Origin of the sequence: Providencia manganoxydans (assembly GCF_016618195.1) — a bacterium.
Lineage (GTDB): Bacteria > Pseudomonadota > Gammaproteobacteria > Enterobacterales > Enterobacteriaceae > Providencia > Providencia manganoxydans.
Genome location: NZ_CP067099.1, coordinates 651639 through 665573 on the forward strand (window position 1 = coordinate 651639; position 13935 = coordinate 665573).

Genomic DNA, 13935 nt, shown 5'->3' on the forward strand with positions numbered 1-13935 from the left:
GTTTCCTATAAAGATCAAATATGGGTTTCATAACAATGAATGAAAAAATGTGGCGGATATAACACTTGGTCATTCGTTATTCGAGATCTTAATCACAAATGATATTTATGCAACATGATAATGTTATAATCATATCATTATGTGATTTATTTAACACGAGGGACATTATGGATATAGCAGTTATAGGTTCAAATATGGTCGATTTGATCACTTACACCGATCAAATGCCAAAAGAAGGGGAGACCTTGGAAGCCCCATCATTTAAGATTGGTTGTGGCGGTAAAGGAGCCAATCAAGCTGTTGCCGCTGCAAAGCTAAATTCAAAAGTGATAATGCTAACAAAAGTAGGAGATGATATTTTTGCAGATAATACGATCCGTAATCTCGAATCGTATGGCATCAATACCCGTTATGTTGAGAAAGTACCTTGCACATCCAGTGGTGTTGCACCGATCTTTGTAAATCCTAATTCTGCAAATAGTATTTTGATCGTGAAAGGCGCTAATAAATTCTTATCACCTGAAGATATTGAACGCGCTGCGGAAGATCTAAAAAAATGCAAATTGATCGTATTGCAGTTGGAAGTGCAATTAGAAACGGTTTATCACGCAATTGCTTTTGGTAATAAGCATAATATCCCTGTATTGCTTAACCCAGCGCCAGCACAACGGACATTAGATCTCGATTTTGCTTGCCGCTGTGATTTCTTTGTTCCCAATGAAACCGAGTTAGAAATTTTAACCAATATGCCAGTCGATACCATGGATAATATCCGTCGTGCAGCTCAATCATTATTGGATAAAGGATTGAAGAATCTCATCGTTACATTAGGTGAAAAAGGGGCGCTATGGATGACTCGTGATAGCGAATTACTGATCCCTGCTATTAAAGTGAATGCGATAGATACGAGTGGTGCAGGGGATGCCTTTATTGGTTGTTTCTCTCATTACTATGTCCATACAGGCAATATTGCTGATGCATTGAAAAAAGCCGTACTATTTTCTGCATTTAGTGTAACGGGCAAAGGCACTCAATCTTCTTACCCAAGTATTGAGCAATTTACCGAGTTTGTGCAGCTGAATAGTTAATAAAAAACCAATATCCCTCGTTATTAATGCGGCCGTAGAGCCGCAATAAAACGGATCTACTCTAAATAATTTGAGGTATAGCTAGGTAACAAATGAATGAGGCTAGGGCATATATAAGTATGTGATTAGCGTCGTGAGTGAAGTTAGCAACACTGTAGCTTGAAATATGACGAGTATATTAATAATAAAAAGAAGGGTTACGTAATGAACATCAAAAATATTACTCAGTTACCTGATGGTTATCTGAGTCGGACTCCTATATTCCAATTTATCCTACTGTCGTGCTTATTTCCACTCTGGGGATGTGCTGCGGCACTTAATGATATTTTAATCACACAGTTTAAAAGCGTTTTTGAATTAAGTAACTTTGCTTCTGCATTAGTGCAAAGTGCCTTCTATGGCGGTTATTTTTTAATTGCTATTCCGGCTTCTCTCGTGATCAAAAAAACCAGTTATAAATATACAATTATGATTGGTTTAATTTTATATATTGCGGGCTGCTCAATGTTTTTCCCTGCATCACATATGGCAACTTATACCATGTTTTTAGCTGCAATTTTTGCGATTGCTATCGGTTTAAGTTTTCTTGAAACTGCGGCAAATACTTATAGCTCGATGATTGGGCCAAAACAATATGCAACATTGCGCTTAAATATTAGCCAAACCTTTTATCCTATTGGTGCTGCTGGCGGCATCTTACTTGGCAAATATCTTGTATTTTCGGAAGGCGAAAGTTTGCAAGCTCAGATGGCAAACATGAATCCCGACCAAGTGCATCAATTCCGTTTAGCGATGCTTGAAAATACACTAGAACCGTATCGTTATATGATCATGGTGTTGGTTGTGGTGATGATCCTATTTTTACTGACTAAATTTCCTAAATGTAAAGTAGCAGAAACTAAAGATCATAAGCGCCCATCAGCATTAGATACTCTGAAATATCTAGCAAAAAATAGCCGCTTCAGAAAAGGAATTATTGCTCAGTTCTTATATGTGGGAATGCAAGTCGCGGTATGGTCATTCACTATCCGTTTAGCACTTGAAATGGGCGATATTAACGAACGTGACGCCTCTAACTTTATGGTATATAGCTTCGCTTGTTTCTTTATTGGTAAGTTTATCGCCAATATCTTAATGACTCGCTTTAATGCCGAAAAAGTGTTGATTATCTATTCTGTAATCGGTGCTCTTTTCTTAGCTTATGTCGCCTTCATTCCTAGTTTTACCGCGGTTTATGCAGCTGTATTAGTGAGTATTTTATTTGGACCGTGTTGGGCAACAATATATGCGGGTACTTTAGATACAGTTGATAATGAACACACTGAAATGGCGGGTGCGGTGATCGTTATGGCAATTGTGGGAGCGGCGTTTGTTCCTGCCGTGCAAGGTTATGTTGCCGACGCACTCCATTCACTGCAACTTTCTTTCCTCGTTTCTATGTTCTGTTTTATCTATGTTGGTATTTACTTTGTTGGTGAGCGCCGTTTCAAAACAAAGAATGCTGAATAACTCTTTTATAACACGGAGCGGGAAAACATGCTTTTATCCCGCTTAGTCAACAACCTCAGGCAGGCTAACCTGCTTTATCGATTAATTAACCGTGAGTATGAAAATGAATACGCTAATTCCACTTCACAAAAGCTTATTTACGGATAGACCAACACTGATCATTAAAAATAACCATTTTACGGCACATGCCTTTCGATATGCTTCGGGTGTTGAAGGTTTAAGAATTGAAAATTCACAGGGCTATCTGACCGTTTTACCATTTCTAGGGCAAATGATTTGGGATGCGGAGTTCTGTGGGCAAAATCTGAAAATGGATAATATGTTTTCAGAGCCTAAACCAGTAAAAACGGTAGTAGAAACCTATGGGTGTTTTGCTTTCCATTCAGGTTTAATTAGTAATGGCTGTCCATCGCCAGAGGATAATCATCCATTACATGGTGAAATGCCTTGTGCAGCGATGGATAGTGCATGGTTATCGTTATCAGCAAACAGCTTACAAGTTTGTGGTAAATATGAATATGTCATGGGATTTGGTCACCATTATCTTGCAGAACCAAGTGTAAAATTAACTACGGATAGCGCGCTATTTGATATTCAAATGTCAGTAACTAACTTAGCATCCGTCCCTATGCCGCTGCAATACATGTGTCATATGAATTACGCCTATGTTGATGATGCACAACTGAGTCAAAATGTGCCTGACACCGCCATTATGTTACGTGAATCTATTCCTGGGCATGTTCATCCAACACCACAGTGGCTAGAGTTTAATCAGGCTATTCAATCAGGTAAAATCACATTGGAGCAGCTCAATCAGCCGAGCCTTTGTGATCCCGAAATTGTGTTCTTTATCGATAATTTAGCTCAATACACCCAACACCCTGAATTTCGTATGACATCGCCTGAAGGAACTTCGTTTGTAACGCGTTTCAGTGCTTCAGAGCTCAATTATGCGACTCGCTGGATCCTGTATAATGGTGATCAAAAAGTAGGTGCATTTGTTTTACCTGCAACGTGTCGACCGGAAGGTTTTTTAGCTGCAAAAAATAATCAAACTCTCATTTGGTTAGAGGCAGGAGAAAAGCGGCAGTTTACCGTGACAACAGGGGTTGAAAAATAATCTTGTCACCAGCACAGGTACTGTCTGGACCTGTGCTTTTACTGGTATTGTTTGCATTCCTCAATTAAGTCTTGCAAAAGAGGGTTTGCTTCAGTGATAACATAGGTTTGGCACTGTGGATCCATCATAATTGCAATTGTTATATTCGCTTCATGCATATCAGGTAACATTTCCGTCATTAAATAGGTTAAATCCAGCTGTTTTGCTGCAAAATGTGACCATTTCCCCTCTAAATTACGCTCAACATAGGCTTTTGCTGGCCAAACTGGAAACAACAATCGATGATGATCATCTTTGAACGTTACTAGCTCATTGACATCACACAAAGTCCAAACTTCCTGCCAATCGGCAACTTTACCAACAAAATAAAGGTATTTTTGTTGTAAGCTTAGCTCTAGTACATTTTTAATCTGTTTTTGATTTGGGCTAAACATATTATCTGCTCTGGATTAGATGCTCTAAAAAAGTGACTGATAATTATCAAGAAAATAAACTCTAAAGTTGTTATCTTAGTAACGTTTTAAATAGTTCGCAATGTAACAAATACCATCGAAAAATGTAAAGTATGGCTGTTGAGGGCAGTAAAGTATGATTGACACATTACTCGAAAAATATGCGATCGGGATTACGATCATTACAGTATTTTTAGCCATTTTTATTGTTTTCGAGATGCTCAGTAAAAGGCATAAACACAAACATAAACGTAAAAGCATTTTGATTCATGTTATTCAAACCGCCGTATTATGCGGGATAGTTGTGGTTGCGGCGCAGTATGTTGATATGGCAGCGACCGACTTTGATTTGACCTTTATTTCAACACCATTGGTTAATTTTATAACAGTTGCATTAATTGCCGTTATTCTGATGCGCAAGTTATTTCAACTGGCTAACCGGCTTGAAAAAGCGCAAATAAAGAAAGGCAGCGATCCAACATCAGCACGTATCATTGCAAGGGTATTTAAAACGGCAACATTCGTCGTGATCATCTTACTATTTGGTGAACATTTTGGAATGAGCCTGTCAGGATTAATGGCTTTTGGTGGTATAGGTGGTATTGCTATCGGTATGGCAGGTAAAGATATACTGAGTAACTTCTTCTCAGGGATCATGCTGTATTTTGATAGACCTTTTAATATTGGTGATTGGGTGAGTTCTCCCGATAGAAATATTGAAGGGACAGTGGTAGAGATTGGTTGGCGGATCACGAAAATTATCACTTTTGATCATCGACCTCTGTATATTCCAAACTCTGTATTTTCATCAATAAGTGTGGAAAACCCTGGTCGTATGACCAACCGTCGGATCAAAACCGCGATAGGCCTGCGTTATGAGGATGCTGATAAGATAGGCGTCATTGTTAGCGATATTCGCACTATGTTGCAGCAAGACCCTAGCATTGATACAGGGCAAACCTTATTGGTTTACTTTGATGAATTTGCTGATTCATCCTTAAATATCATGGTGTATTGTTTCACTAAAACAACCGTTTGGGCGGAATGGTTAGCAGCACAACAAGGTGTTTATTTGAAGATAATTGATATTGTTAAACAGCATGGCGCTGACTTTGCGTTTCCTTCGCAAACACTGTACATGGAAAAAAACAACTAACGTCCCATTCCTGATAAAATTGCCGACTAATATTCTGATTAAAATCTCAATGTTGGTCGGTGATTTTACTTGATGTAACATTTTTCATGTTTAATTCTGTTTTCTTTCAGTGCACGCCTAAATATTTTTATGCGATTAACCAGCGGGTTATAAAAGATCATCTGCTTTATAGTACGTCTAATTATTTCTAAGCGTACTGAGCATTCCAATCTTAGTTTCTATCCAGTATATTGTCGGCCTCTTTTCCTCAGCTAACCAAGAGCCAGACTGTTATGCAAAAAATTAATGTGGCATGTAGTCAGGGGGTCGCAATCTACTTTTCGGGGGATTTCCAATGGGTAGATATTCGCGATGCACAGTTAAACAATATTGCTGCTGTTGTGCTATCCGAACAGGATGCCAATCAAGGGCTGTGGAAAAGAGTTGCTGATAGCAAACTCAGTATTCCACTGTTTATCATTAGTGATAAACAGCTCCCTAATGATATTAAAATTCCTCCCTATTTAACGGGAATTTTACCGCCGGCACCTGCTGAGCGTACAGAAAATAGTCGCCAATTATTTGATGCCGCAACGCGCTATCTTGAACAATTATTACCTCCATTTTTTGCACGAATGATGGATTATGCCGCAGGTCATAACGTTACTTTTGCTTGTCCTGGCCATCAAGGCGGGCAATTTTTCCGTCGCCACCCAACGGGCGAACAGTTTTATCAGTTTTATGGGGAAAATTTGTTTCGCACTGATTTATGTAATGCTGATGTGGCGATGGGAGATTTATTAATTCACGAAGGTGCAGCAAAAGAAGCACAAAAATTTGCTGCAAAAGTATTCAATGCAGACAAAACCTATTTTGTACTAAATGGGACTTCCTCATCCAATAAGGTGGTACTTAATGCCTTATTAACACCGGGTGATTTGGTACTGTTTGATCGTAATAATCATAAATCTAACCACCATGGCGCCTTAATTCAGGCGGGGGCAACACCTGTATATTTAGAGACCGCTCGTAACCCGTTTGGTTTTATCGGTGGAATTGATGCACACTGCTTTGAAGAAAGCTATTTGCGTGGACTCATTGATGATGTAATGCCAGAAAAGAGTGCTACTGCGCGCCCATTCCGCTTGGCGGTGATCCAATTGGGGACTTACGATGGCACTGTATATAATGCAAAGCAAGTAGTCGATAAAATCGGTCACCTTTGTGACTACATTTTATTTGATTCAGCATGGGTCGGTTATGAGCAATTCATTCCAATGATGCGTCAATGTTCACCATTATTATTGGAACTGAATGAAAATGATCCTGGCATTATGGTGACTCAGTCGGTACATAAACAGTTAGCAGGGTTCTCTCAAGCATCACAAATTCATAAGAAAGATAATCATATAAAGGGGCAACCGCGTTTTGTGTCCCATAAAAAGCTCAATAATGCATTTATGATGCATGCATCAACCAGCCCATTTTATCCGTTGTTTGCTTCTCTTGATGTCAATGCTCGTATACATCAAGGGGATGCGGGTGAAATGATGTGGATGGAGTGCGTTAAGCAAGGGATTGAGGTGAGAAAAGCGATTATTAACCACTGTAACTATTTCAGGCCATTTATACCTGAACTAGTGGATGATAAGCCATGGCAAACCTATCCAACAGAGCAAATAGCCTCTGATCAGCGCTTTTTTAATTTCATACCTAAACAGCGTTGGCATGCATTTGATGGTTATGCAGAAAATCAATATTTTGTGGATCCATGTAAATTAATGCTCACCACGCCAGGTATTGATGCTCAAACTGGTGAGTATGAAGCTTTTGGTGTTCCTGCCACTATATTGGCGCATTTTTTGCGCGAACATGGCGTGATCCCTGAAAAATGCGATTTGAATTCAATTCTATTTTTACTGACCCCCGCAGAAAGCCAAGAAAAGCTTGATTTATTGGTGATGCATTTGATTCGTTTTGAACAGTTTCTAGATGAAGATGCATTATTAGAGGATGTATTGCCGTCAGTTTATCAACGCTATCAACAGCATTATCAAGGTTATACTCTGCGTCGCTTATGTCAGGAAATGCATCAATTAAGCGTTGAATATAATATTAAACAGCTACAAAAAGAGATGTTTCGCAGGCAGCATTTTCCTACGGTGAAAATGAATCCGCAGCAAGCTCACCTTGAGTTTATTCGTGGCAATGTGGAGTTGTTACCATTATCCGAGTTAGAAGGCCGTATTGCTGCCGAAGGTGCGTTACCCTATCCTCCGGGTGTATTATGCGTAGTTCCCGGTGAAGTGTGGGAAGGGCCAGTATTGCGTTATTTCCAAGCTTTAGAAGCAGGGATCAATTTACTCCCCGGTTTTGCGCCTGAGTTACAAGGGGTCTATCTTCCAAAAACAGAAGATGGACAAAAGCGTGTTTATGCGCATGTTTTAAAATAATCGTTAGAAATTGCCTACAGCATAAAATAGGTTGTGGGCAATACTTCTTGATAAAAGACATCACTTACGCCTTTATTAGTGCCATTGAAAAGTATAACTTTGAGATGGCTAACAATGCGTTACCAATAATTTATCTATACACTAAAAATAATGGACCTGTTATTTATGCTTAAAGGTAGGGTGTATGGCAAAAAAAATTATTCTTGATTGCGATCCGGGGCATGATGATGCAATCGCACTTCTCTTGGCCTACGGTAATCCTGAAATTGACTTACTAGCGGTTACCACAGTAGCGGGTAATCAGACTCTGGAAAAAGTAACCCATAATGCGCTAGCTGTGGCTGAAATGGCGAAAATCCAAGGTATCCCTTTTGCTGCGGGAGCTTCTCGGCCATTAGTGCGTGAAATAGAGGTGGCTCCAGATATTCACGGCGATTCTGGTTTAGATGGCCCAAAACTGCCTGAGCCGACATTGATGTTGGAAAGTTGCCATGCTGTCGAGTTAATTATTAAACTTATCATGTCACATCCACCTAAAACCATTACCTTAGTACCAACAGGTGCATTGACTAATATTGCGCTTGCGGCAAGGCTTGAGCCCCGTATTGTCGAAAGGGTCAAAGAAGTAGTTTTGATGGGGGGCGGGTATCATGTCGGTAATTGGAGCGCTGTCGCGGAATTTAATATTAAGATTGACCCTGAAGCGGCACATATTGTTTTCAATGAAAAATGGCCATTAACGATGGTTGGACTCGACTTAACTCACCAAGCATTAGCAACCCCCGATATTGTCGCGAATATCACCGAAGTGGGAACGGATTGCTCTCAATTTGTGATCGAATTATTAGCGTTTTTTGGCAGGATGTATAAACAGGCTCAAGGTTTCGATGCTCCTCCAGTACATGATCCCTGCGCTGTTGCTTATGTTATTGACCCAACGGTAATGACGACGCAGCGTGTACCGGTAGATATTGAACTAACAGGGACATTAACATTAGGCATGACAGTCGCTGATTTTCGTCATCCTGCACCCGATGATTGCCATACTCAAGTTGCAGTTAAACTCGATCATGCTAAATTTTGGCAGCTGGTGGTCGATGCATTAAAGAATATTCGATAATTAAGGTAATGATCATGGATCAACAACTAGAAAATATGCCTTATGCTGCATTAATCGAGCGCAGCATGAATTCTTTACAATATAAAAATCAATTTCATTGCGATAACTGGAAACTTGATGAAGCGAATTGGTCTGTTGATCAAGAGCAGGGGACAATCATATTTCAAGCCCCAGACAATATAGTGGTTACAGCGCCTGTACAAATAACTGGTACTTATGATCAAAACCAAGGTAGCTGGATGTGGGGGTGGGCAAATAGCTCAATTGAAGAGCCGCTTATTCGAGATGCTCTGGCAGTGCAGGAATTTGGTGAGCGCCATGGTTATGAGCCTTTAACTGAAGCAATTTGTGAAATTGATGAAATTGAAGCATGGCAATATGCTGCTTTGGCTTGTGAATTAAATCAGCAACAAGGTGTGTATCGTGGGGTTTCAGGTAATGTATTGATTTTTATGACTTTCGGTGAGATTTCGGTACGGCGAATGAGTGCTGATTAACACTCCACAATGTTGTATTGTGAAGTGATTTGGCCACGATTTAAATAAAGCGTCTGTAGCGCGAACAGCCGCCTTATTGTCTAAATTTTATAGGTAATATATTTCTCTATTGACGACTTTCAATCTTACCATTAACAATCGTAAAGTTTGGCGCTAGCTCACAGATATTTGAGCCTATATTTGGATAGGTTGTTGTATGTATATAGCAAACATATTTATCCAAATACTTTTTATCTAAGTATTTTAATTGATTTGCTATTCTAGGTTGCATTGCATAGGTTGGATTATGGCAAACTTTATTTTTATCTTTAGCTGCAATATAGTTGCAATAATCTCGGTCAGTATCATCCATTAATTGTTTTAACTGAGTTGCAGAGATCTTTTTCCCTATTTTGAATAGATTACTATTTACCTTTTTCTGAGAAAAACCACGATCCATTGCCTTTTTATCATAAGATAAGAGTCTGTTTTGATGAATGATAGAATTTTTCCTAGAGAATAAATTGGTAATATCGCTATCTGATTTAATTGGATAAAAAGTACCTTCAAAATCATTATTTTCATTTTTAAATTGACATAATTTAGAGTCTTGTGGGCAGTAACTATAGTACAAACAATCATCATAGAGAGCATATACTGCATCTTTCGAGTTGACTCTTTGAGTTTGTGAAAAGGTGGCTGATTGGAAAGCTTGACGTCCTTTACATTTACCATAATCAACAGTAACAGTGACCTCTTTTGCATTATAAGCTTTAAATGCACCTACTTTTTTAGGAACAATATGAATTTTGACGACAATGTCACCATATTCAACTTTTTTGTCTTGATAGCTGCTACTATTACTCGAGTCGGATTTACAGTCTAACTTGCCTGTCGGATTATTTTTATTATAAGTTGCTATTGAGGTTTTATCACTATGAAAGTTAGTCCTAGCTTTGTTTGATAAACAAACTTGATATTCAAAATATCCATAGTGGTATTGATCGAAGACCATGTCTAAATATAAATCATCTTCTATCTTATGGACATAAATACCACCTGTTCCGCGTAATGCTAGACCTTTAGAATGAAAGCGGTTTTCATTATCTGCATAAATAACCCCGGCAGGTAAGCTTCCCACTCTATCCCACATCAATCTCTTTTCAAGGGTAATATTGTCATCTAGTTCATTTTTTATTAAAACACTAACGTATTGGCTTGCCTCAGCATAGGTATAATGACTTGTAGCCATAAGACATAACAATATAAACTTAAAAAAAAATGTAGGTATTTTCATATTAAACCTTATAAGGAAGATAAAAAATAATTAGAACATTCAGTATGATTGACAAGCAAATTGATGGGCCAAACGGAATAACTTTATCTTTTATTTCGATGATATCGTCTAGGTAACTAATGTTTTTAGTAGAGCATATATTGGCTTTTTTATTAATGATATAGAAAATAATACCAAAAATAGAAGAAAAAATAATGAGATATTGAATATGGAAAATACCACACCATGCACCGCCAACAGCAAATAGTTTATAGTCTCCGAATCCTATAGCATCAATACCACGGAAATATTTAAATAAAAAACCTGTTATAAAAATAATAGTAAATATAACAATTGAGCCAATCACTGATTCCATGATTGTGATAGGTATGAAATTATACCATGCAGAAATAAACCCCAAAATAATTAGAGGTATTGTCATTATATCCGGAATTAAAAAATGCTTTAGGTCAATGAAAAAAATGCAATATAAATAACTAAAAATGACTAAAATACATATAGTTGAATTTATACCATACTGAGGATAGAAAAGTATAAAAACAGATAGGTAAACAACACTGAAAACAGCCTCAGTGATTAAATATTTGATTGAATATGTAGAGCCACAGTGGCGGCATTCACCTTTTCTTAATAACCAGCTAATAATAGGAATATTATCAGTTTTTAATATTTTTTTATTGCAACTAGTACAGTGAGAAGCGGGATAAAATAACGAGATTTTTTCCGGTTTATTTTTATCCTGTAACATTATTATAGGATATCTATAGATCACAACATTGATAAAACTACCAATACAAGCACCTATAATTAAAAATAAAATTGGGTAATACCAAGCTAAGAAAGAATCCATAAATTTACCATTATATATCTACATAGCAGACATTTTAGAAAGTTGATCAGATAATGAAAATAATGCAATAAAGACCCAAATAACGCATCCACCTAGTACCAGTGTAGAAAAACTTTTTAATCCATTGGCTAAACCTTCTATTTTCATTAGAATATTCTTTTTTGTTATTTCTGATACGGAGTTAAGAACATCATAGAATGAGGGTAACGATGAATATAAACTTATATTTAATAATACTTGTTTATCAAATATCCCTGTATTTAAGGCGTCACCATAATTTAAGCCTGTAGACATATTCTTGCTCATGATTGTGACATGATATAAGAGCCACTTATTTGCATTTAATGAAATAATATTCAATGCTTCTTGGATGGGGATTCTGTTTTGTAGCATAGATGCGATGCTTGTCATTAATACAGCGGCATTAACTTTTTTATATATAGAGAACGGAATAACCCTATCCAGTATATCATCTCTTATTTTTCCTTTAACATTAGCTAAAAGGAAATTAATTAAAAAATAAACAACAACAGCGGAAATTAAAATATTAATCCATAACCCATCGACTAAGGATAATCCGAAGTTATAAAGAGAGCTTGTCACACCCGGCCATCGATTTGATGGGAGTACTTTTTCAAATGCAGGGAAAACTTTAACTGAATAACCTGCAATAACCACTAATGATAGGCATATCATAATGATAGGAAATGCTAATGCTTTTTTTATTTTAGCGCTGAGCATATCTTTGTAGGTTATTATATCTATTAGGCCTTCAAAACCTTCCGCTAAGGCACCCGATTTTTCAGATGAATAAATTAAACTTAATTCTTCTTTAGGTATGTATGGCTCAAAAGCATAGCTAATTGATTCGCCAGATGTCATGCGATTTAATAACGCATCAATTTTTTTTACAAAACTCTTACCTAAAATAGCAAGACCTTCTTCTTTAAGCTTAAGTATTGAATCATAAAGAGGTAGATTAGCTTGTATCATATCGGCACAGAATTTATACATATATAAACGCTGTTTTTTACTGAATTTTCTCAAAAATTACCTCCATATCTTCAGTGCTTAGCTCACCAAATTCATGAGTAAACCACTCGTAACATATATAGCCTTTTATCACAAATGCCATCGTTTTTTCTTTAATAGAAAACCCTTCGCTCATTCCTGGATGAGTAAGGCGTTTCTTTCTCCACAAAATATAAGCTTCAAGCCAATTACTTTTTGAAATGGCAATTAATTCATCTTGTTTTGGTAGCATATATTCGGCAATTAATTTCCTACCTTTGATGCCAGTGTAATTGCAGTATTCACAACCATCATTATTTTTAATATGAATAGAAACGTCTCTATTTAGAATAGGAACTATTTTTGTATTACAACACTTAGGGCACACTAGTGGCATGAGCTTTTGACATTGCAAGCCGGCAATAAAACCGGGAGTAGAAAGCTTATCGCCTGTAATACCTAGAGCACTAAGGCGCTGAAGTAGAGTGACTATGCTACCTGCATGCACTGTCGTAAAACAATAATGTCCACTCTCAACGGCACCAGCTAGTGCGTTTGATGAAACGGTATCACGAATTTCACCAATCATTAATACATCTGGATCTCTACGTAATGCAGATTTAATCGCGGCATGAAATCCCCCGCCATTAACGTCAAGCACTGAGCTTTGTTTTGCGCCATATATATAATATTCGACAGGATCTTCAACAGTTAGAAAACAACCTTTATCATCATATCGATTAATTTGTAACCACTCCATGACCGTCTTCAGCGTTGTTGATTTTCCTGAACCGGTTGTACCTGCGATAAAATAAACACCATATGGATTGCTGAGTATTTTTTTGACATCAGAAATTTCTTCAGGCGAAAAGCCTGTTTTATCTAAACTTGGATTAACAACTTTATCAATATCGGCTGAAATAATACGTAATACACAATGATAGCAATCTGCTGACTCACCAAATATAGGGAAGTGGGCATAGCGAAAACGGTATTTTTTCTTATTTAATGTATATAAAATATTAGCACTTTGTGGAATTTGCCTATTCCATGTGGTCTCTTTTGTTGTAGCTTCAACATTATAAAGTACAAAAACAAGTTCATCACACTGTTTGGAGCGCATTTGAGAGTGCAGACGCAGCTCACCATTAATTCTAAATTCTATTTGCGATAGAATATCACCTCGTGTGATATGTAAATCACTTGCTCCAGCAGCAGTAGCTTGAGTGAGAAGCTGCTCCAATTCAAGTTGAACTTTACTTGATTTTGCGATTTTTTTAGCTTTTATTTGTAGTGAATCGCGCTCAATAATCTGGAAATAAATAGGCTCATCTAAAAGTAAAACCCCAGAAATTTCAATCTTATTTTTATAGCTTATATAATTAATCTTCTCACGTATGTCATAAAAGTTATTTATATCAAAA

The 13935-nt window shown here is 37.3% G+C and carries 12 protein-coding genes; 7 read left to right on the forward strand and 5 right to left on the reverse strand.

What is annotated here, in order from left to right; genetic code table 11:
* Positions 1–167: 167 nt before the first annotated feature.
* The 3 genes from rbsK to JI723_RS02825 all read left to right on the forward strand — a co-directional run bounded on the left by rbsK (position 168) and on the right by JI723_RS02825 (position 3717).
* Positions 168–1088 (forward strand): ribokinase, encoded by a 921-nt coding sequence (gene rbsK, locus JI723_RS02815; RefSeq protein WP_070927248.1) that lies wholly within the window; start codon positions 168–170, stop codon positions 1086–1088.
* Positions 1089–1292: 204 nt separating this feature from the next.
* On the forward strand, positions 1293–2597 hold the full coding sequence (fucP, locus tag JI723_RS02820; protein ID WP_070927246.1) for an L-fucose:H+ symporter permease: 1305 nt from the start codon (positions 1293–1295) through the stop codon (positions 2595–2597).
* Between the two features lie 103 nt (positions 2598–2700).
* On the forward strand, positions 2701–3717 hold the full coding sequence (locus JI723_RS02825) for an aldose 1-epimerase family protein (protein WP_337979764.1): 1017 nt from the start codon (positions 2701–2703) through the stop codon (positions 3715–3717).
* Between the two features lie 38 nt (positions 3718–3755).
* On the opposite strand, the gene JI723_RS02830 is transcribed toward JI723_RS02825, so the two are convergent.
* On the reverse strand, positions 3756–4151 hold the full coding sequence (locus JI723_RS02830) for a DUF2750 domain-containing protein (RefSeq protein WP_070927244.1): 396 nt from the start codon (positions 4149–4151) through the stop codon (positions 3756–3758).
* A 154-nt stretch (positions 4152–4305) separates the two neighbouring features.
* Here JI723_RS02830 and JI723_RS02835 point away from each other — a divergent pair, with 154 nt between their 5' ends.
* The 4 genes from JI723_RS02835 to JI723_RS02850 all read left to right on the forward strand — a co-directional run bounded on the left by JI723_RS02835 (position 4306) and on the right by JI723_RS02850 (position 9374).
* Positions 4306–5325: a mechanosensitive ion channel family protein gene (locus JI723_RS02835; protein WP_070927242.1), complete on the forward strand. Its 1020-nt coding sequence runs from the start codon at positions 4306–4308 to the stop codon at positions 5323–5325.
* A gap of 272 nt (positions 5326–5597) precedes the next feature.
* The gene (locus JI723_RS02840; protein WP_140178896.1) at positions 5598–7757 is read left to right on the forward strand and encodes an ornithine decarboxylase; all 2160 of its coding nucleotides are present in this window, start codon (positions 5598–5600) and stop codon (positions 7755–7757) included.
* A 184-nt stretch (positions 7758–7941) separates the two neighbouring features.
* Positions 7942–8877 (forward strand): uridine-preferring nucleoside hydrolase UriH, encoded by a 936-nt coding sequence (gene uriH, locus JI723_RS02845; RefSeq protein ID WP_140178899.1) that lies wholly within the window; start codon positions 7942–7944, stop codon positions 8875–8877.
* A gap of 14 nt (positions 8878–8891) precedes the next feature.
* On the forward strand, positions 8892–9374 hold the full coding sequence (locus JI723_RS02850; protein WP_272581112.1) for a DUF6882 domain-containing protein: 483 nt from the start codon (positions 8892–8894) through the stop codon (positions 9372–9374).
* Positions 9375–9480: 106 nt separating this feature from the next.
* On the opposite strand, the gene JI723_RS02855 is transcribed toward JI723_RS02850, so the two are convergent.
* From JI723_RS02855 to JI723_RS02870, 4 genes are read right to left on the reverse strand one after another with little or no spacing between them, the layout of a single operon-like run.
* Entirely contained in the window at positions 9481–10650 is a 1170-nt protein-coding gene (locus JI723_RS02855) for a hypothetical protein (RefSeq protein ID WP_272581111.1), read from the reverse strand.
* A gap of 1 nt (position 10651) precedes the next feature.
* Complete coding sequence (locus JI723_RS02860; protein ID WP_140178905.1) at positions 10652–11500, reverse strand: prepilin peptidase; 849 nt, start codon at positions 11498–11500, stop codon at positions 10652–10654.
* An 18-nt stretch (positions 11501–11518) separates the two neighbouring features.
* Complete coding sequence (locus tag JI723_RS02865) at positions 11519–12547, reverse strand: type II secretion system F family protein (RefSeq protein WP_272581109.1); 1029 nt, start codon at positions 12545–12547, stop codon at positions 11519–11521.
* On the reverse strand, positions 12531–13865 hold the full coding sequence (locus JI723_RS02870) for an ATPase, T2SS/T4P/T4SS family (protein ID WP_140179070.1): 1335 nt from the start codon (positions 13863–13865) through the stop codon (positions 12531–12533). Before JI723_RS02870 ends, JI723_RS02865 begins: the two co-directional genes overlap by 17 nt.
* Between the last annotated feature and the right edge of the window lie 70 nt (positions 13866–13935).

What these genes read in the sequence shown, in the direction of transcription:
- JI723_RS02835 (WP_070927242.1), top strand. Translation starts at nt 4,306, where the DNA reads ATGATTGACACATTACTCGAAAAATATGCGATCGGGATTACGATCATT.
- JI723_RS02825 (WP_337979764.1), top strand. Translation starts at nt 2,701, where the DNA reads ATGAATACGCTAATTCCACTTCACAAAAGCTTATTTACGGATAGACCA.
- uriH (WP_140178899.1), top strand. Translation starts at nt 7,942, where the DNA reads ATGGCAAAAAAAATTATTCTTGATTGCGATCCGGGGCATGATGATGCA.
- fucP (WP_070927246.1), top strand. Translation starts at nt 1,293, where the DNA reads ATGAACATCAAAAATATTACTCAGTTACCTGATGGTTATCTGAGTCGG.
- JI723_RS02860 (WP_140178905.1), bottom strand. Translation starts at nt 11,500, where the DNA reads ATGGATTCTTTCTTAGCTTGGTATTACCCAATTTTATTTTTAATTATA.
- rbsK (WP_070927248.1), top strand. Translation starts at nt 168, where the DNA reads ATGGATATAGCAGTTATAGGTTCAAATATGGTCGATTTGATCACTTAC.
- JI723_RS02840 (WP_140178896.1), top strand. Translation starts at nt 5,598, where the DNA reads ATGCAAAAAATTAATGTGGCATGTAGTCAGGGGGTCGCAATCTACTTT.
- JI723_RS02830 (WP_070927244.1), bottom strand. Translation starts at nt 4,151, where the DNA reads ATGTTTAGCCCAAATCAAAAACAGATTAAAAATGTACTAGAGCTAAGC.
- JI723_RS02850 (WP_272581112.1), top strand. Translation starts at nt 8,892, where the DNA reads ATGGATCAACAACTAGAAAATATGCCTTATGCTGCATTAATCGAGCGC.
- JI723_RS02855 (WP_272581111.1), bottom strand. Translation starts at nt 10,650, where the DNA reads ATGAAAATACCTACATTTTTTTTTAAGTTTATATTGTTATGTCTTATG.